We start from the raw sequence: 23465 nt of genomic DNA, 5'->3' as shown, positions 1-23465 counted from the left end.
GCAATCCTCCGATTTCAACTTAGCGGTGCATCATTTCCGGCGAGGAAAGAAGAAAAGTATTCCACTCCTGCGGCGAAGCGGCCTGATCCAGTGCCTGGCGCGTGGCCGGACTCAAGCCTGGCTGCAGCGACTGGTAATACAGGGCGCTGGCCAGTTGCGGGAACGCCACTTTTTCCTGCGGCTGCGGGCCATCCGTCTTGAACAGGCCGGCGCTGCCCGAACCGATGGTGCGGGCGATGTCGAAGCGCGTCGTCATTTGCCCCGGACTGGCCCAGGAAGCGTCCGTCAACGGATAGCCATCGGGCGTCTGGCGTCCGTACAGGGGCTGGCCCATGCGCGACAGCCAGTTCAGCATGGGTCCCGCATTCAGGATGGGCTTGTCGTCATAGCTGAGGCGCACGGCCGACACGACATAATGCATGGGGTCCTTGAATTTCTTGCCCAGCGATTGCCTGAATTCGGGGCTGTCGAACATGGTTTGCAGCACGTCGGCAATCAAGCCGTCGCTGCGCTGGAAGGTGGCCGCCATGCGCGCCACCAGCGGTGCGGGCGGGTTATCGCCGACGAAATACTGGGCCAGCTTGCCGCTGATAAAGTGCGCCGTGGCGGGACTGCGGCTCAGGCGGTCCAGCGCTTCATCGAGCTCGGCCAGCCCCCTGCCCTTCACCGTTTGCCCGAGGAATTGCTTGTCGCCGTAATCGTGGCGGTTGGGATTGAACTCGAACAAGCCCCGGCGCACGTATTGCGACTGCAGCGCCGGTTTCACCTTCGGCGTGTCCGCTCCCAGGTTCACGCCCACGCCCGTCAGGATGCGCGCCAGTTCCTGTACGTCCATCTGGCTATAGCCGCCGTTCACGCCCAGCGTATGCAGTTCCATCAGCTCGCGCGCATAGTTTTCATTGATGCGCTTGGCGGCGTTGGCTTCATTGTCCAGGTAGCGCAGCATGGCTGGATGGTGGACGGTGGCGCCCAGCAAGTCACGGAATTTCCCCAGAGCATGTGGCGCGATGGCGTTGGCCTCGTAATCGCCCACCATGGCGCGCAAGTTGTGCTTGCCCTGGTGCACGCTGAAATGGTTGAGCCAAAACCAGCTCAGCTGCTGCTGCAACTGGTTCGGCGAATACACGTCCAGCAACAGCGAGCGCGTGGCCGCTTCGCGCGCCAGGCGGTTAAGTTCTTGCTGGTAATCCTTTTGCGCCTGCTGCTTCGCCATGTCGTCCATGACGCCGGCCGACTCCTTGCGCTTTTGCTCCATAGAAATCACCAATTGCTCCAGCGGCACCTGGCTAATGGTCATGGCGTCGATTTGCGCGGCGATGGCTGGCGGCAAGGCCGCTTTTCCTGGATGCAACTGCGTCCGCAGCCAGGCGTTCCAGCCTTTGTCCTGCACCTGGCGCACGCTGCCCCCGTTCACGCCCCAGCTGATTCGTTCCAGCATGGCGATGTCCTGTGCGGGACTGCTCTGCGCGCGATGATCGGCCTGGGCGGCCGGTCCTGGTCCGGTCGCGGCGCAGCCGGCCAGCAAGAGCAGGGAAATCAAGGTCGTCGGCAATAGTCGGTGCGGGGTCATGGCGGTCCTTCAAGCGGTTTCATGCAGAATGCTTGAGGGTACGCCCAGGTTGACCTGCGCATGATTGCCATTTGCAACGAGTTGTAATCAGGCACGATGGTTTGCCAGCCAATCTCTCGCCGGCATGGGCACATTATGATGAATCATCTCGGATAAAATGTTATCGGGAGAATGGCGTATTGCAATGGCATTCCGTCTTTTCTCTCGAACCAGACATTATCCATACAATACATCCACATTAAAAAGAAATGAAAATATTATTTATCGCTGCATTAGGAACGTTATCGCTGATTCAAGCGCCGTCAGCCTTGGCGGAGAATCTGAATGGGAAAACCCTGTATGTACAGCGCTGTGCCGTGTGCCATGGCGCAGAGATCAAGGGAACGGGGCCGTTGGCGAATAAAAGCAATCCGCCCACGCCCGATCTGACCACCGCCGCCTTCAAAAAACGCCTGAAGGATTATCCTGGCGTGATCGTATCGTCGGTCATCCTGCGTCCGAATGGCGATCTGATTCCCAAGACCTTGAAAGAGAATGGCGTCAAGATTGCGCCATATGCCTGGCGGGTAAAAGACTTTCGCGATTTGAATCAATACATGAGCGATGTGATTTTAAAAAATCGCTGATATCAGATAAGCAACGCTCTCCGGTCAATTCTGCCGTTTTAATAACTGCGCACATTTGTCGCGCAGGAAATCGCGCAACTGCAGCACCAGCGGCGTCACCTGCGCCCGGTGCGTGCAGACTAGGTGCAAGGGCGTGGCCTCGCCTGCCACGTCGGGCAACAGCGCTTGCAGACGGCCGGCGTCCAAGTCGCCCGCCACGTCGAGCCGCGACTTATAGGCGATGCCCAGTCCCGCCACGGCCCAGCGGCGCACCAGGTCGGCGTCGTCGGCGCTGCGGTTGCCGCTCACGGACACCGTCACTTGCTCGCGCTGGGGCAGGCGGTAAAAAGTCCAGCGGTCGTGCAAGCCGTCTTCCAGCGCGAAGCGCAGGCAATTGCGCTGCGACAACTCTTCCAGCGCCAGCAAAGGGCCGTATTCGCGCAGGTAGGCGGGCGACGCCACCAGCATCCGGTCGTTGGCGGGCGCGATCGGCATGGCGATCAGGCTCGAATCGTCTTGCTGGCCATAGCGGATGGCCACGTCGACTTGCTGGCGCACCATGTCGGCCACCCGGTCGCTGACGCTGAGCTGGTAATGCAGTGTCGGATGGCGCAGCTGGAACTCGTCCAGCCAGCCCAGCATCAGATTGCGGCCCAGGTCGGAGGGCATGGCAATTTTCAAGGTTCCGCCGAAACTGTCCTTGCCGGCCAGCAGGGCATCGTGGCCTGCGCGCAGCAGGCGCAAGGCTTCCCGCGCATGTTCCAGGTATTGCGTGCCTTCCGGCGTCAGGCTCAGCGAGCGCGTCGTGCGGGCCAGCAGGCGCAAGCCCAACACGCCTTCCAGGCGCTTGACGGCGGCGCTGGCCAGCGCGGGCGAGATGCCGATCTCGCGCGCAGCCGCCGACAAACTGCCCCGGTCGGCCGTGCGCACAAATACCTGCAAGTCATCGAGTCGCAGCAATTTTCAACATTCCTTTGAAAGTGTTTCGGTACGCGCCCCCTGTTTCCAGGGCGGCATTGCCACCATCATACGGTATCCACTCAACGAGGAAGCACATGAAAGCCATCGCCTACCACCACAGCCTGCCCATCACGGATGCCGACGCCCTGCTCGACATCGAGCTGCCCGTGCCCGTCGCCACGGGGCGCGACCTGCTCGTCGCCGTCAAGGCCATTTCCGTCAATCCCGTCGACACCAAGGTGCGCAAGAACCGCGCACCGAAAGAGGGCCAGCCGGAAGTGCTGGGCTGGGATGCGGCCGGCGTCGTCACGGCCGTCGGCCCCGACGCCACCCTGTTCCAGGTGGGCGACAGGGTCTGGTACGCGGGCGCCATCAACCGCCCCGGCAGCAATAGCGAATTCCAGCTGGTCGACGAGCGCATCGTCGGCCACATGCCGGCCAGCCTCGATTTCGCTCCGGCCGCCGCCCTGCCGCTGACGGCCATTACGGCCTGGGAATTGCTGTTCGACCGCCTGCAGCTCAGCCGCGACAAGAGTTTGACGGGCAAGTCCCTGCTGGTGATCGGCGCGGCCGGCGGCGTCGGCTCCGTGCTGGTGCAACTGGCGCGGCAATTGACGGGTGTCACCATCATCGGCACGGCCTCGCGCGCGGAAACGGCGGACTGGGTGAAGGGATTGGGCGCCCACCACGTGATCGATCACAGCCTGCCGCTGGCGGGGGAAATCACGCGCCTGGGTTTGCCGCCCGTCGACTATGTGATCAGCCTGAACCAGACAGACCGGCATTTCGAGCAGATCGTGGAATTGATCGCGCCGCAAGGCAAGTTTGCCCTGATCGACGACCCCGAGTACATCGACGTGCGCAAGTTCAAGGGCAAGAGCGTGTCGCTGCACTGGGAACTGATGTTTACCCGTTCGCTGTTCCAGACGCCGGACATGGTCAAACAGCATGAACTACTGGAAGAGCTGGCGCAGCTGGTGGACGCCGGCGTCATCAGGACGACCCTGGCAGAGCGCTTCGGCACGATCAACGCGCAAAACCTGAAACGCGCGCATGCCCTGTTGGAAAGCAATACGGCAAAAGGGAAGATCGTGCTGGAAGGGTTCTAAATTCAGGTAATCAGGATGGCCCGGAAATCATTGACATTCGTCAATGTCGGGCCCGTGACCACGCTGTCTCCCAGCGTCTGGAAGAAGCCGTGGCCATCGTTGTTGTCCAGGCTGTCGCGGGGCTTGATGCCCAGCGCCCAGGCCCGTTGCAGGGTGTCCGGCGCAAGAACCGCGCCGGCTATGTCTTCCTGGCCGTCGACGCCATCCGTGTCGCCGGCCAGCGCGTCGATACCCTCGCGTCCATCGAGCGCGATGCCCAGCGCCAGCAGGAATTCCACGTTGCGCCCGCCGCGCCCGTTGCCGCGCACGGTGACGGTCGTTTCGCCGCCCGACAGCAGCACGCACGGGGCGGGAAACGGCTGGCCCCGCTGCGCCGTTTGCAGCGCGATGCCGGCCATCACCTTGCCCACGTCCCTCGCCTCGCCTTCCAGGCTGTCGCCCAATATATACGGCGTGACGCCTGCCGCGCGCGCCACCTGCGCCGCCGCTTCCAGCGCCATCTGCGGCGTGGCGATCAGGGTCGTGCGCGTGCGCGCCAGGCGGGGATCATCGGGTTTCACGGATTCGCCGCGCCCGCTTTCCAAGGTGGCGCGTATGCTGTCCGGCAAGTCCATGCCATAGCGGCGCACGATGGCCAGCGCATCCTCGCATGTCGTCGCGTCGCCCACCGTGGGGCCGGACGCGATGTCGCCCAGCTTGTCGCCGGGCACGTCGGAAATCGCCAAAGTGATGACTTGCGCCGGATGGCAGGCGGCCGCCAGGCGCCCGCCCTTGATGGCGGACAAATGGCGGCGCACGCAATTCATTTCGCCGATGGTGGCGCCGGACGCCAGCAGCGCGCGGTTCAAGGCTTGCTTGTCGGCCAAAGTGATGCCATCGAGCGGCAAGGCCAGCAGGGACGAGCCGCCGCCCGAAATCAGGCAAAGCACCGTATCGTCGGCCTGCAGGTTGCCGACCAGTTCCAGCATGCGGCGCGCCGCGTCCATGCCGGCCTGGTCCGGCACGGGGTGCGACGCTTCCACGATCTCGATGCGTTCGCAGGGCACGGCATAGCCGTAGCGCGTGACGACCAGCCCGGACAGCGGTCCCGGCCAGTGCCGTTCCACGGCTTGCGCCATGGCGGCCGACGCCTTGCCGGCGCCGATGACGATCAGGCGGCCCTTGGGCGCTGGCGGCAGATGGGGCGGTATGCAGTGCGATGGCTGGGCCGCTTCGATAGCGGCCTGGAACATGGCTTGCAGCAAGGCGCGCGGCGCCGGGGTGGTCGTCATGGTCAATTCCTCCGGTTCGATGGCAGCTTCGTTCAACGGTTCACGATGCGCGCGGGAACGCGCAGCACCAGTATGGCGCCCAGCAGCATGACTGCGGAAAGAATATACAGGGCCACGTCGGTGCCCCCCGTCGCATCCTTGATCCAGCCGACGAGGAAGGGGCTGACGAAGCCCGCCACCTGGCCCAGCGAATTGATCAGCGCCAGGCCGCCGGCCGCCGCCGCGCTGCCGAGAAACGCCGTCGGCAAGGGCCAGAACATGGGCAGGCCGGACAGCGCGCCCATGGTCGCCAGCGACAGGCCGATGAGGGCGACGACCACGTTGCCGTGTGCCTGGGTGGCCAGCAGCAAGCCGCACAGCGCCATCAGCAGAGGGCCGCTCAAATGCCAGCGGCGTTCCTTGTGCTTGTCGGCCGAACGGCCCACCCAGATCATGAAGATGCTGGCGCACAGGTAGGGAATGGCGCTGATCCAGCCCACGGCCACGGGGCTGGCGAAACCCAGCGACTTGACGATGGTGGGCAGCCAGAAATTGATCGCGTACACGCCCATCTGGATGCAGAAATACACGAGGCCCAGCATCCACACGTGCTTGTTGCGCAGCACGCTGGCGAAGGTGTCGGCCGTACTCGCGCTGTTGCGGCGCTGGCGTTCGTCCTCGTCGAGGTCGGCGCGCAGCAGCTGCTTTTCTTCAGTATTGAGCCACTTCGCCTGGGCGATGCCGTCGTTCAGCAGCACATACACGAGAAAGCCCAGCAGCACGGTGGGAATGCCTTGCAGCAAGAACATCCATTGCCAGCCGGCCAAGCCGCCGTGGCCCGCGAACGATTGCATCATCCAGCCCGACAGGGGGCTGCCCAGCAAGCCGGAAATGGGAATGGCCGACATGAACAGGCCCATGATGCGGCCCCGGCGCGAAGCGGGATACCAGTTCGTAAAGTACAGCACGATGCCGGGGAAGAAACCGGCCTCGAACACGCCCGTGATGAAGCGCAGCGAGTAGAACGCGGCCGGCGTGGTGACGAACATCAGGCAGGCCGAGGCGATGCCCCAGGCGATCATCAGGGTGCCGATGACCTTGCGCGCGCCCAGGCGGTGCAGCAGCAGATTGCTGGGCACGCCGCTGGCCACGTAGCCGATGAAGAAAATGCCGGCGCCCAGGCCGTACACGCTTTCGCTCCATTGCAGCGCATCGAGCATTTGCAGCTTGGCAAAGCCGACATTGACACGGTCCAGGTAATTGAACAGGTAGCAGATGAAGATGAAGGGGATCAGATGCAAGGTGACCTTGCGGTAGGCGCCTTCGCGCACGCGGTCCTGCGCGGACGCGCCGGCGGACAGGCTGGCGCCTGGATGGGTGGTCATGGGTGTCTCCTGACTATTTTTTTATGGGATGCGACCAGCCCATCGTACAATCGCCCACAGAAACAGTCATCGTGCGGATGCATGAAGAAAACCCGTCTTGAATCCGATTATTCCATGCAAATGCACAAAACCAGAAGGTGAATACCATGCCGAGCATCGATCCCCCATTGGCGCAGGACATCGTCCGGCGCACCATGCACATCATTCCCTTCAGCGTCAACGTGATCGATGCGCGCGGCGTGATCCTGGCCAGCGGCGACCCGCAGCGCGTGGGCGACCTGCATCCGGGCGCGCAACTGGCGCTGGCCCGGCACGCCAGCGTGGAAATCGGCGCGGCCGACATGGCCAGGCTGCCGGGCACGCGGGCCGGCATCAACCTGCCCCTGACGGTGCGCGGCGAGATTTGCGGCGTGCTGGGCCTGACGGGCGAACCGGACGCCGTGCGCCAGTTCGGCGAACTGGTGCGGGCCATGGCGGAAATGATGCTGGAGCAGGCGCGGCTGGTCAGCGAGTTGCAGCACGAAAAGCGCTACCGCGAGGAATTCGTGTTCCAGCTCGTGTACCGCACGGGCATTTCCGATGCCAGCATGCAAGCGTGGGCGGCACGCCTGGCGCTGGACTTGCGCGTGCCGCGCGCCATGTTCGTGCTGGAAATACCCGATGCGGGAGAAGGTCCGGGCGAGCGGCTGGACCAGGTGCTGACGCAGCTGCAGCAGGTGCAGTCCGACCTGTCGGCGCGCTGGCCCGCCCTGCTGATGGCCGTCGTCTCGCCGGGCGAACTGGTGCTGCTCGACGCCTTTCCCGCCAGCGGCCCGCAGCAGGCGCGCGCGGCGCAGGCAAGGCAGCGCCTGCTCGAACTGCACCAGGTGGCGCAGCAGGCGCTCACGCCGCCCGCCACCCTGTCCATGGGAGTGGCTTTGCCGGGCCTCGATGGCGCGACGGCGTCGTATGAATCGGCGAAGCAGACGGCGCGCGTGGGGCGCACCCGCGATGGCGGGCAAGCCACTTTTTCCTACCTGGAACTGAGCCTGCCCGTGCTGCTGTCCGGCTTGCAAGCCGGTTGGCAGGCGGAGCAATTGCGCCAGACCCTGGCCCGCCTGCAGGCGCACGACCGCAAGTCCGGCCCCCTGATGCGCACGCTGGCCGCCTGGTTCCGCCACCACAGCCACCCGATGGCCACGGCCAGGGCACTGCACATCCACCGCAACACGCTCGATTACCGGCTGCAAAAGATCGCCGAACTGACGGGGCTGGACCTGGACGACACGGATGACCGCCTGCTGCTGTATGTCGCCCTGCAACTGAATTGACGCAGGCCCGTCTACAATGGCGGCTGACCGCACAACAGGAATAGCATGAACGACGCCTTCGAATGGACCAGCCTTGCCCGCACTTTCGGGCTGTTTACCGTCACGGCCGTGGCCGAACTGCTGGGCTGCTACCTGCCCATGCTATGGCTGAGCAACAAGGGCAGCGCCTGGCTGCTGTTGCCGGCCGCCGTCAGCCTGCTGATCTTCGTCTGGCTGCTGACCCTGCATCCGGCCGCCAGCGGCCGGGTGTATGCCACGTATGGCGCCATCTATATCGCCACGGCGCTGGGATGGCTGTGGCTGGTGGACGGCGTCACGCCCGCCTGGACGGACATCGCCGGCGTGGGCCTGGCCCTGGCCGGCGCCGCCGTCATTGCCATGGGACACAAGGCGGCTTGATTTTCCTCAAGCGGCATGCGCGCGGAAGTTTGTTTCCGCCGACCATGCCGCGCTGGCGCGGGCCAGCAAGACGGCTTCGCCATCGGCCAGCCAGTCATCCGCATCGGCGATCTTCCACATGGCTTGCAGCAGCTTGCGACGCAAGTCCGGGTCCGTGATTTCATCGAGCAAGCTGTCGATCACGCCATGGGCCAGCTGCACGGCGCCATGCACGGTCGACGTCAGCATGTCGTCGCACAAGTCTTGCAGCAGTTGCTGGAAGGCGGCCGGTTCCAGGTCGATATGCTCGAGGATCTTGCTGCGATGCATGGCTTGCAACTCGGCGCTGGCCAGGTTGCCGTCGACCACCATCATCAGGGCCAGGATACGTCCCGCTGCCTGGGGACTGTTTGCTTCATAGGTACGCATGATTTTCTACTCTTTCTATTAGTCAATTAAAAGGCACGCCACCGCCAGGCGGGGCGCGCCGTACAACATTTACTTCTTGTCGCTGCGGGTGATGAACACGCTGGCCACGCAACTCGACACGATCAGTACCGCCACCACCAGCAAGGACGCTTCCACCGGCACGTGGTACCACGGCATGATCAGCATCTTGGCGCCGATGAACACCAGCACCATCGCCAGGCCATACTTGAGCATGTGGAAGCGGTCCGCCACATCCACCAGCAGGAAATACAGTGCCCGCAAGCCCATGATGGCGAACAGGTTCGACGTGAAGACGATGAACGGGTCCGTCGTGATGGCGAAGATCGCCGGGATCGAATCGACCGCGAACACCAGGTCCGTCACCTCGATCAGGATCAGCACGAGGAACAGCGGCGTGACATAGCGCAAACCACCCTTTGCCACGAAGAAACGTTCGCCGTGGTCGCCATCGGCCACCCGCAAGTGGCGGCGGGCAAAGCGCAGCACCGGGTTGTTCGCCACGTCCGGCTCCGCATCGGCCGCCACCAGCATGCGCATGCCCGTCACCAGCAGGAAGGCGCCGAACAGGTACAGCACCCAGCTGAACTCGCTCACCACCCACGCACCGGCCATGATCATCACGGCGCGCATGACGATCGCGCCCAGCACGCCATAGATCAGCACGCGGCGCTGGTACTGGATCGGCACCTGGAAGGCGCTGAAGATCAGCAGGAAGACGAACACGTTATCGACCGACAAGGCTTTTTCGATCAGGTAGCCGGAGAAAAATTCCAGCGCCTTCTGGTTGGCGATCTCGGGACCGGCCGTGCCGTTCAGATACCACCACAGTCCGCCGTTGAACAGCAGGGCCAGGCCGACCCACACGAGCGACCACGTCGCCGCTTCCTTGACGCCCACCTTGTGCGCCTTGTTGCCGCCGAAGACGAACAAGTCCAGCGCCAGCATCACGAGGACAAAGGCGATGAAACCGGCCCACATGGGTGCCGTTGCAATACTTTCCAGGCCGTTCATCGGCGGCCTCCGCAATGCTCTGTTTGTATTCTGAAGTCCATGGCACTCTCCTTGCATGAATTGAGCAGCCATCATAGCCTTCTTATAAACATCGAACAAATCGAATATAATTTAAGAATACATCGAAAAATTCGATGTATTTATTTTCCGGGAAACACCATGTCCACACTCAACTTCAAGCACTTGCGCTATTTCTGGATGGTGGCCAAGACGGGCAGCATCGCGCGCGCGGCCGAGCAGCTGCACCTGACGCCGCAGTCGATTTCCGGCCAGCTCAGCGAGTTTGCCGACACCCTGGGCGTGGAACTGTTCCGCCGCAGCGGGCGCCAGCTGGAATTGACGGATACGGGCCGGCGCATCCTCAGCCATGCCGAAAGCATTTTCAGCACGGGCGATGAATTGCTGGAAATCGTGCGCGACCAGTCGCGCACCACGACGACGACCTTCCGCGTGGGCTGCGCCGATTCCGTGTCGAAACTGATCGCTTGCCGCCTCGTCGCGCCGGCGCTGGGACTGGCCGAGCCGCTGCGCATCATTTGCCGCGAAGGCAGGCTGGCCAGCCTGCTGGCGGACCTGGCCGTGCACCGGCTGGACCTGATCATGGCGGACCGCCCCATGCCGGCCCACTTGAGCGTGCGCGGCTTTAACCACTTGCTGGGCGAAAGCGGCATGACCCTGTTCGGCACGCCGGCGCTGGCCGCCACCCTGGCGGGCGGCTTTCCGCAATGCCTCGATGGGGCGCCGCTGCTGCTGCCCGGCGAAGACTTCGCCATCTACGGGCGCTTGCTGCAGTGGCTGGGCGACAACAAGCTGCACCCGCGCATCGTCGGCGAATTCGACGACAGCGCCATGATGAAAGCCTTCGGCCAGTCCGGCGCCGGCCTGTTCTTCGCGCCCACCGTCATCGCGCCCCAGGTCTGCGAACAATACGCCGTGGTGGCGCTGGGCCGGGTCGACAGCCTCGTCGAGCAAGTGTATGCGATCACCACGGAACGGCGCCTGAGCCACCCGGCCACCATCGCCATCAGCCAGAGCGCGCGGCGCGAGCTGTTCGTGTAAGCCTGCCTTGCAAGCCGGTTCAGTCGCCGACGACGATCTTGCCCGGCTGCCCGCCCCGCTCCAGCAGCGCGTGGGCGCGCCGCAAGGTGGCCGCATCCATGGGCGACAGGCGCTGCCGCACCGTGTGGCGCAGCACGCCGTCATCCAGCAGCCGCGCCACGCGCTGCAAAATGCGGTGCTGCTCCAGCATATCGTCGGTAGCAAACAACGGCCGCGTAAACACCATTTCCCAGTGCAGCGAGATGCTCTTGCCCTTCAGCGGCGCCGCGTCGAAAACATCGTGGTCATCGATGACGGCCAGCTTGCCGTGCGGCGCGATCAGCTCCACCAGCGCCGCGGCATGCTGGGCCGTGTGCGACAGGGCGGCGACGTGGCGCACGGGCGCCACGTGCAAGGCCGCTACCTGCGCCGCCAGCGGCAGCGTGTGGTCGATCACGTGATGGGCACCCATGGCGCGGCACCACGCCATGCTGTCGCCGCGCGACGCCGTGGCGATCACGATAAAACCCGTCAGCTGGCGCGCCAACTGGATCAGCATGGAACCGACGCCGCCCGCGCCGCCCAGCACCAGCAGGCTGCCCCGCGGCTGCATATCGCCGGGCGCGATGGCAAAGCGCTCGAACAACAATTGCCACGCCGTCAGCGCCGCCAATGGCACGCTGGCCGCCTGCGCAAAGTCCAGCGATGCCGGCATGGCCCCCGCGATGCGCTCATCGACCAGGTGATATTCGGCATTGGCGCCCGCGCGGTCGAACGAACCCGCGTAATACACGGCTTGACCCGGCGCAAACAGGGTGACTTCGCTGCCCACCGCATGCACGGTACCGGCCGCATCCCAGCCCAGGGTCACGACACGCTCAGGCACTTCTACCAGCCCGGCGCGCACCTTGGTGTCGAGCGGGTTGACGCCCATTGCCCGCACCCGCACCAGCACGTCGCGCGGGCCGGGCACGGGCATCGGCCCCTCCACGTCGAACAAGCCATGCTCGTCGCCCACGCCGCTGCCCTTGTTGAAACCGATCGTCTTCATTGCCACCCCCCGCAGATAAAAGCCCATGGTAAGCAGCCACGCAACAAAGAAAAATATGCTTCAATGCGTTTCACTGCTGACCAAACTGTCATGAATCATGCAAAACCAGGAAACAGATAATCTCTCCGGCGTGGCCCTGTTCGTGCAACTGGCCCAGGCGGGCAGCTTTGTCGCCGCCGCGCGCCAGGCCGGCATTTCACCGTCGGCCGTCAGCAAGAGCCTGGCCCGGCTCGAGCAGCGGCTGAGCGCGCGCCTGTTCCAGCGCAGCACGCGCCAGCTGAGCCTGACAGCCGAGGGGCAGCTGTTTTTGACGCGCAGCGAACGCATCCTGGCGGAAATGCAGGCGGCGCAGGAAGAACTGGCGGGAGCGCGCGCGCCGCGGGGACGCCTGCGCCTGGGCTTGCCGGAACTGGGCGGCGTGTTCCTGCCCGCGCTGGCCGATTTTGCCGCGCAGCACCCCGCCATCGCGCTGGAGCTGGACTTTTCCGACGCGCTGGCCGACGTCGTCGGCGATGGCTTCGACGCCGTCATCCGCATCGGCGCACCGCGCGATTCGCGCCTGGCCGCGCGCAAGCTGGGCCAGTTCCGCTCTTGCCTCGTGGCCTCCCCCGCCTATCTGGCGCGCCACGGCACGCCGCAGCATCCCCTTGAGCTGCAACAACATGCTTGCCTGCACTACCGCTTCCGCCACAGCGGCAAGGTCGAGCAGTGGCGCTTGCGCCAGGACGATGGCGAGGCTGCGCCGGACTTGCCTTTGTCCATGATCTGCAACAATGTGGAAGCGCGGCTGCACTTTGCCCGGCAAGGCCTGGGCATCGCCTGGCTGCCCGACTTTCATGTGCGCCCGGCACTCGCTGACGGCAGCCTCATCGAGGTGCTGAAGGATTACGCCATCAGCGGCCATCCGGCCCACGGTTGCTGGCTGTTGTGGCCGTCCGGGCCGCACCTGGCGCCGAAAGTGCGGGCGCTCGTCGATTTCCTGGCCGAGGCGCAGCTGTTGTCGTCAATTGCCCACAAATAAGGCAGAGGAAAAACATTCGGACAAATATATCTTTATAATGGCAAGTCTTCCCGACGCCCTGCGCGCCCCTTCCTGGACTTGCCGCAATGAAGCACTTGCACGATATTCCCTCTGCCTTCAAGCATGAATTTGCCAACCCGCGCCTGTGGTGGTCGCGCGCCGTCGTCGTCGGCATGGCCGCCATCGCCGGTCTCGTCGTCGTGGGCTTTACGTGGCTGGCCGAGGAAGCGCTGGACCTGTTCCTGTTTTTTAACGGCAAGGCCTGGTGGTTCGCCCTGCTGTGGACGCCCGCCTGCGCCGCCCTGCTCGTCTGGCTGACGCGCCGCTACGCGATCGGCGCGGCCGGCTCCGGCATCCCCCAAGTGATGGCGACACTGGACCCGGCCGTGGCGCCCGAACAGCGCTCCTTGTTTGTCTCCTTGAAACTCAGCGCCGCGAAGATCGGCCTGACGGCGGGCGGCTTGCTGGGAGGACTCTCGCTGGGACGCGAAGGACCGTCCGTGCAGATCGCCGCCGGCGTGATGCTGGCCGCGCGCCGCTGGCTGCCCCGCCACTCGCAGGTGAGCGCCCATTCCCTGCTGGTGGCGGGCGGCGCGGCCGGCATCGCGGCCGCCTTCAATACGCCGCTGGCGGGCGTCATGTTTGCCATCGAGGAACTGTCGCGCTCGCCCGAGCAGCGCAACAGCGGCCTCATCGTGGCGGGCATCGTGCTGGCCGGCATGATGGCCGTGTCCATCCACGGCAACGCTACCCACTTCGGCATCATCCACCCTGGCCCCATCGGCCTGGCGCTGGCCTTGCCGGGTTTGCTGGTGACCCTGGTCGCGGGCGTGGCCGGCGGCCTGTTTGCGCGCCTGCTGCTGGCGTCCGCCCGAGGCAATCCGCTGGGGAAACTGTCCGCATGGAGAAAAGGCCGGCCCGTGCTGTTCGCCGCCGTCTGCGGTGTGCTAGTGGCGGCCATCGGCATCGCCAGCCATGGCGCCACGTTCGGCAGCGGCACCGTGGCCACGCGCGCCATGCTGGAAGGCTCGTCCGACGTGGCGCCCGCCTTCGTTGCCTTCAAATATGTGGCGACGTGGCTGACCGTCTGGTCGGGCGTGCCGGCGGGCATCTTTGCGCCCTCCCTGGCCATCGGCGCCGGCATCGGGCATGACATTGCGCAATTGCTGCACTACCCGCACGCGCCCGCCCTAATCGCGCTGGGCATGGTGGGTTTCCTGGCCGCCGCCACGCAGGCGCCGTTGACGGCTTTCATTATTGTCATGGAAATGGTCGACGGCCACGGCATGGTGCTCAGCCTGATGGCTTGCGCCGTCGTGGCCAGCACCGTGTCGCGCGTGCTCAGCGAACCGCTGTACGGGGCGCTGGCGCAGCTGCAGCTGCAACGGCTGCCCGCGCCACCGCACTAGAAATTGCGGCAGGCGCGCAGCAAACGGCCATCCTGCCACTCGCAGACGGTGCGCGTGCCGTCGCCGGCCCAGGCCCGCTCCAGGCCCTGCTTGCGCCCGCGCGCATAGTCCACGGCGTGGCGGGGCGAGCCGTCCGCATGCCATTCGCGCCACGCGCCATGCGGCTCGCCATCGCGGTAGGAAGCGAGCCGGGCCAGCGTACCGTTCGCATGCCATTGCCTATCCTCGCCCTGCGCGCGGCCCTGTTCATCCTGCTGGCGCTGGCGCAGCGGCGTGCCATCGTCGCGCCAGCTTTGCGTGCTCAGCATGACGCCATCCTCGAACAGGTTTTTCTGGTCCAGCTGGCCATTCGCGAAATACAGCAGCGACCAGCCCTGCGGCTTGCCATGCAGGAAATTGAGGCGCGACATTTCTCGGCCGTCCGGCCACCAGGCCTGGTGCAAGCCGTTGCGCTGGCCGTCCAGATACGGTCCCCGCTCGGCCAGCCGGCCATCCGCATGAAACGCCGTCACTTCACCGGTCAGCACGCCATCGACGAAATGCGCGCGGTTGCTGACCTGGCCATGCTCGTCAAAGCTCAGGAATTCGCCATCGGCGGGCTGGCCCGCCTGGTACAGCAAGGCATGCCTCAGCTGGCCATTCGCATGAAAGTGGCTGTGCAAGCCGTCGTACTCGCCGTCGCGGTACGCCTTGCGGCTCTTCACCGTCCCGTCCGCATAGTATTCCACGTTCACGCCATTGAAATCGCCCTCCCCGTTGCGCTCTTCCAGCAGGCCCAGCTGGCCATCGGCAAAATACACGCTGCGCCGGCCAGCGTAGCGCGGCGACGCCACGTCGGTGCCCAGCAGCCAGGCATCCATGTGCAGCTTGCCCGGCGGCTGCGCGAAATGCAGCTGCCAATGCCATGCCTGGCGGGCCGCATCGTGGCGCAGCGGCGCGCGCTGCTCGTACACGGCCGCGGCGGGCGCCACGGGCTGGTAATCCCCGTCAAAATACAGGGACGCCGGCGACTGTTCGGCAGCCAAGGCCGGGGTGGCCGGGGCGCTGGCCATGGAAACGGACGGGGAACCGGCCAGGACAGAGGCCAGCAAAACAGAGGTGAGTATCTTCAATGCATGCTTTCATCAACGGTGCGACGGCGCCGATGATACGGGCAAGCGGGGCGGCGCGCCACACGCTTGCGCGTGACTACATGGTGAACGGAAACGGCTGCATGCCCGCCTGCCGGTCGTCGGGGGCGACGACGGCCAGCAAGGCGTTCAAGCCCTGGTTCAGGTGCGCCAGGCTGTCGGGGTCCAGCTGGGCCAGCGCACTGGGCAGCAAGCCGCGCGCCGGCTGCGGCGCGCCGGCGATGACGGCTTGCCCTTCCTCCGTCAGGGTCAGGGTGACGACGCGCTGGTCGGGCTGGTCGCGCGCCTTGCGCACATAGGTTTTTTTGACCAGCGCCTCGACCAGGTTGCTGGCCGTCGTCTGGTGGATCGACATCTTGCTGGCCAGCTCGCCCATGCGCAAGCCTGGCCGTTCCAGCAATTCCTGCATCACCCACAATTGCGCGCCCGACACGCCGCATTGCTTTTCGATTTGCGCCGAGTGGCGCTGCGCCGCGCGCATGACGACGCGCATGTTTTGCAAGGCCATGCCTTGCGCCCTGGCCATCGCCGAAACTTCCGCTTCCACCACCATTGCCTCCAGTTATCCTGCCGGCTTCGCGCCTGCTGGCGGGCCGGAATCCCTGCATGATACCTGCAAAGGCGGACGACTCCTAGCGCATGGAAACTGGCTCTCCGGCTTGCCACGCCTGCTCCAGCACCAGCTTGCCGGCCTGGTCCCAGTGGCGCTCGATGCCGTGCTTCTTGCCGTGCTCATACGGCACGATCTGCCGCAGGCTGCCGTCGCTGTACCAGGTCTGCAGCAAGCCGTGGCGCTGGCCTTCGACAAACGGGGTCACGCTGGCGCGCGCGCCGTTGGCATGCCAATCCGTCGTGTCGCCGTGGTCGCGCCCCTGCGCGTCTTTCTGCCAGGCAAACACGGGCCGGCCATTCGGGGCCCACGTTTGCAAGCTGAGCACGGCACCCTTCTGGTACAGTGTCTTGTTCGACACGACGCCATTGCCATGGCTTTCAAACGACCAGCCGTCGGGCTGGCCGTGCACCCAGACGGTCCGGGCCAGCACCTTGCCATCCTGCGCGTACATGACGAACTCGCCCTCGCGCTGGCCATCGACATACTGCCCCTTCCGGAACAGCTTGCCATCCGCATAAAACGATTCCTCCACGCCATCCATCTGGCCATGGCGTCGATACGAGCGGTTGCTGACGGCCCCGTTCGCGCCATACGACACTTGCTCGCCATCGGCCATCTCGTCGCCGTGATACAGCGTGCGACTCATCAGCTGGCCATTCTGGTGATACGTTTCCGAGATGCTGTCGCGCCCGTTCGGCAAGGCGGTCACCCGCTGCTGGACCTGGCCATTCTCGAAGTACACGCTGCCGCCGAGCAATTCCTCGCCCTGGGCATCGAAGTAGGTTTCGCGCAGCAGCTGGCCATTTTCATGGTAATACTTGCGAAACTTCACGAACTTGACCTGGCTCAAGTCCAGGTCCGTGGCATAGGTTTCAAAGGCCGGCACGCCCGGCGTGTCGGGAAATTCGAGCCGCACATGCCAGGCGCCCAGCGCCTCGTCGCGCACGGGCGGCGTGCGCAGCGCATACACGGCGCTGCGCTGATTGCTGGGCATGAAATTTTCATCCAAATACATGGTCCGGTCTTCCTCCTGCAAGGTTGGCGTCGGCGTTTGCCCTGCGGGCTGTGCCTGTGCCGCCAGCGGCGAGGCCAGGACCATGCCCAGCAACGCGGCCAGGGCCACGCGTGTCTTCTGTCGTGTGTGCATTGTGTTCCGTTGCAATGTTATCGTGCGGCGGCCATCATAATGGAAAGCAACGTTTTTCCCCGTCACGAAAGAAATCCATGCACTTGCCCTCCGCCCCCAGCGACACACAGATACTGGACATCATCGACGCCTGGATCGCCGACCTGGCGCGCGGCGATTACGCGTGCGCCCATGCGCGCACGGCGCACGACGCGTATTACGGCTGGACGCCGGCGCTGCTGCGCGCCGTGATCGAGGGTTATGGTTCGCCGCAGCCGTATGCGGATGGCAGCGTGTATCGCGTCACGCCGGCGGCGCAAGCCAGCGGCGCGCCGCACGAACGCTGCGTCGAGCGCCCGGCAAGCGAGGACGGCGGCGTGGCGATCGCCGAAGCACGCCACGCCCTGCCACTGAACGGCGCCTGGTCGGACCTGACCGCCACCTTCCGCGTGGAAGGCACGGCGGCTGGCGCCATGCTGGTATTACAGGAAATTCACGTGTTCTAAGGTTCTAGGCCGCGCCATCCTTGACGGGCGACAACTGGCTCGCATGCAGGCGCGCATACGCGCCGCCCTGCTGCAGCAAGGTGGCGTGGCTGCCCGATTCCACCAGGCGCCCGCCCTGCATGACGACGATGCGGTCGGCGCTTTCGATGGTCGACAGGCGGTGGGCGATGACGATGGTGGTGCGGTTGCGCATCAGCACTTCCAGCGCCGCCTGCACGGAACGTTCCGACTCCGTATCCAGCGCGCTGGTCGCTTCATCGAGCAGCAGGATGGGCGCGTCCTTGTACAGGGCGCGCGCGATGGCCAGGCGCTGGCGTTGTCCGCCCGACAGGCGCGAACCGTTCTGCCCCGCCTGGGTTTCGTAGCCTTGCGGCAACTGCATGATGAAATCGTGCGCATACGCGGCGCGCGCCGACGCTTCGATGCGGACCTGGTCCGGGGCCGGGTCGCCATACGCGATGTTCGCCGCCATCGTGTCGTTGAACAGGATCACATCCTGGCTGACGAGGGCGAACTGGCGCCGCAAGGCCAGCAAGGCGTAATCGCGCAGGTCGACGCCATCGAGCAGGATCTGGCCGCCGCTGACGTCGTAGAAGCGCGGCAGCAAGCCCAGCAAGGTCGTCTTGCCGCCGCCGGAGCCGCCCACCAGGGCCACCGTTTCACCGGCGCGGATGTCGAGCGTGATATCGCTCAAGGCCGTGGGCGCATCGGGATCGTCGCTGTTGTAGCGGAAGTTGACGTTCTGCAAGGACAGATTGCCCTGCACCGTGACCGGCGCGATGGTGCCCGGGTCCGGTTCCAGCGGCGTGTCGATCAAGCCGAAGACGGACTCGGCCGCCGCCAAGCCCCGCTGCAGCGGCTCATTGATCTTGGTCAAATTCTTGATCGGCGACTGCATCGCCATCAGCGCGCCCATGAAGGCGACGAAGGCGCCCGGCGTGATGGCGCCGCTTTGCGCGCGCAGCATGGCGAAATAGATCACGGACGACAGGGTAATGCCGACGAGCATCATGATGAAGCCGGAATTCATGGCCGAGGTGGCGGCATGCTTGACGGCCAGCTGGCGGTTGCGCTTGACGACGTTGACGAAGCGCGCCTGTTCATAATCCTGGCCGCCAAAGATTTTCACCACGCGCTGGCCGCCGATGCTTTCGTCCAGCACGGACGTCAGCTCGCCCACGGCTTGCTGCGAACTCTTGCTCAGGTGGCGCATGCGGCGGCCCGCCAGGGTCACGACGATGGCCACGATGGGCATCGACGCCATGCAGAACAGGGCCAGTTTCACGTCAATGCTGAACAATAAAATCAGGTAGCCGACGGTGGCGACGGAATCGCGCACCATCACGTTGAGCACGTTCAAGCCCGCCTGCGACACCTGGCTGGCGTCGAAGGCCACGCGCGACTGCGTCAGGCTGGTGGTGGTGGTGTCGAAAAAGCGGCTGGGCAGGCGCATGATGGTGGCGAACATCTTTTCGCGCAAATCCGCCTGCACCCGGCTCGATAGCCAGACGGAACCGTAATCGCCGGCAAAGCTCGACACCATGCGCAACACGGCCAGGCCCAGGATGGTGGCGGGAATCACCCACAAGTCCACCTGCCCCGCCTGTGCCGGCAAGAAACGGTCGACCCAGCCCTGCAGCATGCCCATCACGCCGGACGCGGGCGCGGCCTGCGTGCTGGCCGTCGCGCGCATGGCGTCGACGACGTTTTGCAATTGCCTGATTAACAATACATCGGTGGCGGACGCCACGCCCACGGCCAGCAAGGTGGCGGCGACGATGGCGCCATAGCGGCGAAACTGGCCGGCCAGGCGGAAGAACAGGAGGCGACTTTGCTGCATGCAGATGGGAAAAAGAAGGTAAAACGTGATTCTAACCGTTGCGGGTGGCTTTCCCCCAAGAAAGTAGAGCAGCATGGCTTGCGCGCCTGGCCATGGTGACAATTGGAGATGGTGATGGTGAAAATACGACCTACACTTGCTGAGCTAGCTTAACGATGCCGAGACATCGGGACTGGCCCTACACGCCGCGGGCCTGGCGGCGCACCCCATCCTTCCTGGAGATACCATGAGCGTTCCCATCTACAAAGTAAAGGCCGTGCACCTCGCCATCGACAAGAGCCTTCCCCCGCATTTGCATGTGAGCGCGATCGGCGAAGTCAGCTCCGGCGGCTGGCAGGCGGTCCCACTCGCACCGCGCGTCTACCTCAAGCCGCCGCAGGACGGCATCCAGGACCTGGACTTCGAGGCGACGCCGCCCAGGGGCAGCGAGCCCGTGATCCAGGTCATCCTGCCCATCGTGGCGGGCGCCGTCCTTGCCCTGCCGGACTGGCTCAAGGGCGTGCGCGTCCATGCCAGAACCAATGCGGTGGTCACCTTGCTCACCGACGAGGCATGCTTGCACCAGGTGGCAGCCATCAACCACGACTAGGCAGCCGCAGCGCACGCTGCGGGCAGTCATCGCGACGCCGCCCTCCCGGCAAGGAAGGGCGGCGGCCGGTGCTTATTGTTTTTTCACTTTCCAGGCGGCCGTGCCGGCCTTGCAGACCGTCAGCTTGAGGGTCTGTTCCTGGCCCTTGGCGCTCAAGCCCACCTGCACCTTGCGGCAAGTTTGCTCATCCGTCTTTTGCGTGTCGCTGGCTGTGATGTCGGCGGCGATGCGCACGGAATTGCGCAAGCCTTCATTGCTCCATTGCACGGTTTCGCCATCTTTCTTGTCATTGAGCACGTCGGTGACGGCCTTGACGAAGACGGGCTTGTCGTTCTTGTTCAGGTAGGCCATCGGCGTATCGGCCAGGAAACCCAGGCCGACGGCGGAAGCGGAAGCGCTGAAGACGACGCTGCCGAAGATCAGGGCGGACAGCAGTGTGGCGGGACGTATACGCATGGAAAACTCCTTTAAAGTAAAAATAGGGACCGCCGGGGCGACCCTCAGCCGGGGTCCGCCGGCGAAATGCCCACGGCCAGCAAGGCATCGATGCTGGGCACAAAATAGATCGCCGACGACAGCGCCGTGGAAAAATCCAGCAGCCGGTCCGTCTTGGTGACGCCATCATAGCCTACGCCGTACATTTGCCGCAGCATGCCCATGGTCACGGTGATGTCCTTGCAAAAACCGACAAACATGACGCCCGCCTCGGTGGCATTGGCGTAATTGGCGTTGCGGCGCACGATATCGACTTCCTCGCCATCGCGGATGAACTGGTTGCGGCCCACGTGGGAATCGACGGGCAGCGGCGACAATTCATGGCTGCCGGCCTTGGTGCGGCCCCACACCTGCTCCGCCGCGTGCACGGGCAAGGCGCGCAGGCGTTCCACGTCCATGCGCCATTTCTGCAGCAGCACGGTGGAACCGCCCGCGCCCGCTTCGCCGTCCGGAATGATGGCCACGCCGTTGGCACGGAACGGATTCGGGTTGGCGACGCCGTCGGCAAAGCCGTCAAACGTCACATTATTGTGATACGGAAAACACACCTGTTCGCTGGCCAGCTCGGCGAAGGGACTGAGCAAGGTGAGCGTCGTGCGCATGCTGTCGTACAGGGTGGCCGCGTTCGACTGCGTGATCCAGACCCAGAAATCGTGCTGGGTGGCTGGCGCCGTCTTGCCGTTGGCGCCCACCAGGTCGTGCGCGAACGATGCCATATTGTCCGGCACGCAGCCGGGGCACGCGGCGCGCCACAGTTCGGGCTTGAATCCCAGCACCACATTGGCCGTGCCGCCCGTCAACTGATGGTGGCGGTTCAGGGTGGGGTCCAAAATGCCCGTGACTTCGGATTCCCACAGCTTGCCCAGCCGCTGGAACAGCTGCCGCATGTCGACGCCGGCCTTCACCTTGAACTGCAAATGCACTTCGTCGCGCGCGACGACAGACAGCATGCTTTGTGGAATTGCCATGACAGTTGTTCCTCTTTTTCGTTTCTATGTGGATCTTAAACCAGAAGTGCCGGATGGCAGTTTCATTTTGGCAACATGCGATAACTGTAACTATAGGTAGTCATGAATTGGACGATAATGCAATGATGTAGAGCAAGAATAAGAATGGATACCATTGCATGAAATTGTATGAAAAGCTCGTCAGCGACATCGAGCAACTGGTGGCCAAGGGCGTGCTCTTGCCCGGCGAACGCATTCCCTCCGTGCGCCAGACCAGCCAGCAGCACAAGCTGAGCATCACCACGGTGCTGCGCGCCTACGTCAAGCTGGAAGGCATGGGCGTGATCGAAAGCCGGCCCCAGTCCGGCTACTTCGTGCGCCAGCGGGCCGGCGACACAGCCGCGCCGTCCATCTGCATGCAGGCGTCGCACCCCAGCCCCGTGCCGGCGGAAGTGCACGTGAGCCGCCTGGTGCTGTCGACCCTGCGCTCGATCGGCTTGCACGACGCCATCCCGCTGGGCTCACCCTACCCCGACCCGTCGCTGTTTCCCTGGGAACGCATCAACCAGTATGCGGGCGCGGTGGCGCGCCGCAACCGCGCGTGGAACGTGACGGACGACCTGCCGCCGGGCAACCCGCAACTGATCCGCGAAATCGCCCGCCGCTACATGGAAAACGGCCTGGCCGTCGATCCCGACGAAATCATCGTCACCGTGGGCGCCACGGAAGCGATCAACCTGTGCCTGCAAGCCGTGGCCAAGCCGGGCGACACCATCGCCGTCGAGTCGCCCACCTTCTACGCCATGCTGATGGCCGTCGAACGGCTGGGCATGAAGGTGGTGGAAGTGTCCACCGACCCGTATGAAGGCATCAGCATCGAGGCGCTGGCCGACATCATGGCCCGGCAGCCGATCGCCGCCGTCATGGTGATGCCGAACTTCCAGAATCCGCTGGGATTCCAGATGTCCGACCAGCGCAAGCGGGCCCTGGTCCAGCTGCTGGAGCAGCACGACGTGCCCGCCATCGAAAACGGCGTCTACAACGAGCTGTATTACGGCGACGCCCACCCAACCTCGCTCAAGTCCTACGACCGCAAGGGCCTGGTGCTGCATTGCTCCTCGTTTTCCAAGAGCCTCAGTTCCGCGCAGCGCGTGGGCTGGGCGCTGGCCGGACGCTACCGGGGCAAGGTGGAGGAACTCAAATTCCTCAACACCCTGGCCACGTCCTCGTTTCCCCAGCTGGCCATCGCCGAATACCTGCAAAACGATGGCTACGAACAGCATCTGCGCCGCACCCGCAAGGCGTATGCCCAGCAGGCGCGCATCATGGCGGCCGCCGTGCAGCGTTTCTTTCCTGCTGGCACGAAAATCTCGCACCCGCAGGGCGGCTACGTGCTGTGGGTGGAATTGCCTGGCGACATAGACTCCATGCAGCTGTACCGGCGCGCGCTGGAATGCAAGATCACGGTGGGTCCGGGACGCATGTTTTCCGTCAGCCAGGCTTACAAGCATTGCATCCGCCTCAACTACAGCTATCCGTGGAGCGTGGGCGTCGAGCAAGCCATCATCCTGCTCGGTAAGCTCATCACCGAATTCCTCTAATAACACCTATCAAAACCTACTGCGCGTCGTAATTTGCGGCCTGCGATGCTCACTGTACCTTCGTACAGTTG

23 protein-coding genes are annotated in these 23465 nt (G+C 64.4%); 10 read left to right on the top strand and 13 right to left on the bottom strand.

Annotated features, from left to right (window positions below; translation table 11 throughout):
- Positions 1–19: 19 nt before the first annotated feature.
- Positions 20–1570: a DUF1800 domain-containing protein gene (locus tag O0879_RS23620; protein ID WP_289919109.1), complete on the bottom strand. Its 1551-nt coding sequence runs from the start codon at positions 1568–1570 to the stop codon at positions 20–22.
- 248 nt (positions 1571–1818) lie between these two features.
- Here O0879_RS23620 and O0879_RS23615 point away from each other — a divergent pair, with 248 nt between their 5' ends.
- The gene (locus tag O0879_RS23615) at positions 1819–2196 is read left to right on the top strand and encodes a cytochrome c (protein ID WP_077401501.1); all 378 of its coding nucleotides are present in this window, start codon (positions 1819–1821) and stop codon (positions 2194–2196) included.
- A gap of 24 nt (positions 2197–2220) precedes the next feature.
- Here the strand turns inward: O0879_RS23615 and O0879_RS23610 are convergent, their stop codons facing one another.
- Complete coding sequence (locus tag O0879_RS23610) at positions 2221–3135, bottom strand: LysR family transcriptional regulator (RefSeq protein ID WP_289919107.1); 915 nt, start codon at positions 3133–3135, stop codon at positions 2221–2223.
- A 95-nt stretch (positions 3136–3230) separates the two neighbouring features.
- Here O0879_RS23610 and O0879_RS23605 point away from each other — a divergent pair, with 95 nt between their 5' ends.
- On the top strand, positions 3231–4244 hold the full coding sequence (locus O0879_RS23605) for a zinc-binding alcohol dehydrogenase family protein (protein ID WP_289919106.1): 1014 nt from the start codon (positions 3231–3233) through the stop codon (positions 4242–4244).
- 2 nt (positions 4245–4246) lie between these two features.
- Here the strand turns inward: O0879_RS23605 and O0879_RS23600 are convergent, their stop codons facing one another.
- Both O0879_RS23600 and O0879_RS23595 read right to left on the bottom strand, forming a co-directional pair.
- On the bottom strand, positions 4247–5515 hold the full coding sequence (locus O0879_RS23600; protein WP_289919105.1) for a glycerate kinase: 1269 nt from the start codon (positions 5513–5515) through the stop codon (positions 4247–4249).
- A gap of 32 nt (positions 5516–5547) precedes the next feature.
- Complete coding sequence (locus O0879_RS23595) at positions 5548–6879, bottom strand: MFS transporter (RefSeq protein WP_289919102.1); 1332 nt, start codon at positions 6877–6879, stop codon at positions 5548–5550.
- 146 nt (positions 6880–7025) lie between these two features.
- Here O0879_RS23595 and O0879_RS23590 point away from each other — a divergent pair, with 146 nt between their 5' ends.
- Both O0879_RS23590 and O0879_RS23585 read left to right on the top strand, forming a co-directional pair.
- The gene (locus O0879_RS23590) at positions 7026–8189 is read left to right on the top strand and encodes a sugar diacid recognition domain-containing protein (RefSeq protein WP_289919100.1); all 1164 of its coding nucleotides are present in this window, start codon (positions 7026–7028) and stop codon (positions 8187–8189) included.
- A gap of 45 nt (positions 8190–8234) precedes the next feature.
- Positions 8235–8588, top strand: coding sequence for a YnfA family protein (locus tag O0879_RS23585; RefSeq protein ID WP_099664910.1), 354 nt, complete (start codon positions 8235–8237; stop codon positions 8586–8588).
- Positions 8589–8594: 6 nt separating this feature from the next.
- Here the strand turns inward: O0879_RS23585 and O0879_RS23580 are convergent, their stop codons facing one another.
- Positions 8595–8996, bottom strand: coding sequence for a TerB family tellurite resistance protein (locus O0879_RS23580; protein WP_077401482.1), 402 nt, complete (start codon positions 8994–8996; stop codon positions 8595–8597).
- A gap of 69 nt (positions 8997–9065) precedes the next feature.
- The gene (locus O0879_RS23575) at positions 9066–10028 is read right to left on the bottom strand and encodes a TerC family protein (RefSeq protein WP_289919099.1); all 963 of its coding nucleotides are present in this window, start codon (positions 10026–10028) and stop codon (positions 9066–9068) included.
- Positions 10029–10187: 159 nt separating this feature from the next.
- On the opposite strand from O0879_RS23575, the gene nhaR reads away from it, so the two are divergent.
- On the top strand, positions 10188–11087 hold the full coding sequence (nhaR, locus tag O0879_RS23570) for a transcriptional activator NhaR (RefSeq protein ID WP_251350801.1): 900 nt from the start codon (positions 10188–10190) through the stop codon (positions 11085–11087).
- Positions 11088–11106: 19 nt separating this feature from the next.
- On the opposite strand, the gene O0879_RS23565 is transcribed toward nhaR, so the two are convergent.
- On the bottom strand, positions 11107–12117 hold the full coding sequence (locus O0879_RS23565) for a zinc-binding alcohol dehydrogenase family protein (protein ID WP_289919096.1): 1011 nt from the start codon (positions 12115–12117) through the stop codon (positions 11107–11109).
- Between the two features lie 97 nt (positions 12118–12214).
- Here O0879_RS23565 and O0879_RS23560 point away from each other — a divergent pair, with 97 nt between their 5' ends.
- Positions 12215–13138, top strand: coding sequence for a LysR family transcriptional regulator (locus O0879_RS23560; protein ID WP_289919093.1), 924 nt, complete (start codon positions 12215–12217; stop codon positions 13136–13138).
- Positions 13139–13224: 86 nt separating this feature from the next.
- The gene (locus O0879_RS23555) at positions 13225–14547 is read left to right on the top strand and encodes a chloride channel protein (RefSeq protein ID WP_289919091.1); all 1323 of its coding nucleotides are present in this window, start codon (positions 13225–13227) and stop codon (positions 14545–14547) included.
- Here the strand turns inward: O0879_RS23555 and O0879_RS23550 are convergent.
- The 3 genes from O0879_RS23550 to O0879_RS23540 form a co-directional block, all read right to left on the bottom strand.
- Entirely contained in the window at positions 14544–15659 is a 1116-nt protein-coding gene (locus tag O0879_RS23550; protein WP_289919089.1) for a toxin-antitoxin system YwqK family antitoxin, read from the bottom strand. The two genes, O0879_RS23555 and O0879_RS23550, sit on opposite strands and share 4 nt — an antisense overlap.
- 76 nt (positions 15660–15735) lie before the next feature.
- Positions 15736–16230, bottom strand: coding sequence for a MarR family winged helix-turn-helix transcriptional regulator (locus O0879_RS23545; RefSeq protein WP_289919088.1), 495 nt, complete (start codon positions 16228–16230; stop codon positions 15736–15738).
- 79 nt (positions 16231–16309) lie between these two features.
- A complete protein-coding gene (locus O0879_RS23540; protein ID WP_289919086.1) occupies positions 16310–17437 on the bottom strand; it encodes a toxin-antitoxin system YwqK family antitoxin in 1128 nt (375 codons plus the stop codon).
- Between the two features lie 77 nt (positions 17438–17514).
- Between O0879_RS23540 and O0879_RS23535 the strand changes: the two genes are divergently transcribed.
- Positions 17515–17922: a hypothetical protein gene (locus tag O0879_RS23535; RefSeq protein WP_289912040.1), complete on the top strand. Its 408-nt coding sequence runs from the start codon at positions 17515–17517 to the stop codon at positions 17920–17922.
- Between the two features lie 4 nt (positions 17923–17926).
- Here the strand turns inward: O0879_RS23535 and msbA are convergent, their stop codons facing one another.
- Positions 17927–19762 (bottom strand): lipid A export permease/ATP-binding protein MsbA, encoded by a 1836-nt coding sequence (gene msbA / locus O0879_RS23530; protein ID WP_289899272.1) that lies wholly within the window; start codon positions 19760–19762, stop codon positions 17927–17929.
- Between the two features lie 226 nt (positions 19763–19988).
- On the opposite strand from msbA, the gene O0879_RS23525 reads away from it, so the two are divergent.
- A complete protein-coding gene (locus O0879_RS23525) occupies positions 19989–20351 on the top strand; it encodes a hypothetical protein (RefSeq protein WP_099664918.1) in 363 nt (120 codons plus the stop codon).
- Between the two features lie 72 nt (positions 20352–20423).
- Here O0879_RS23525 and O0879_RS23520 read toward each other — a convergent pair whose 3' ends face one another.
- Complete coding sequence (locus tag O0879_RS23520; protein WP_251350810.1) at positions 20424–20807, bottom strand: hypothetical protein; 384 nt, start codon at positions 20805–20807, stop codon at positions 20424–20426.
- A gap of 44 nt (positions 20808–20851) precedes the next feature.
- Entirely contained in the window at positions 20852–21814 is a 963-nt protein-coding gene (locus tag O0879_RS23515) for a Dyp-type peroxidase (protein WP_289919083.1), read from the bottom strand.
- Positions 21815–21972: 158 nt separating this feature from the next.
- On the opposite strand from O0879_RS23515, the gene O0879_RS23510 reads away from it, so the two are divergent.
- Positions 21973–23394: a PLP-dependent aminotransferase family protein gene (locus O0879_RS23510; protein ID WP_289919080.1), complete on the top strand. Its 1422-nt coding sequence runs from the start codon at positions 21973–21975 to the stop codon at positions 23392–23394.
- The last annotated feature ends 71 nt before the right edge of the window (positions 23395–23465 follow it).

Origin of the sequence: Janthinobacterium sp. SUN120 (assembly GCF_030397735.1) — a bacterium.
GTDB lineage: Bacteria > Pseudomonadota > Gammaproteobacteria > Burkholderiales > Burkholderiaceae_D > Janthinobacterium > Janthinobacterium kumbetense.
This window is presented reverse-complemented; position numbering and strand designations above follow the sequence as displayed.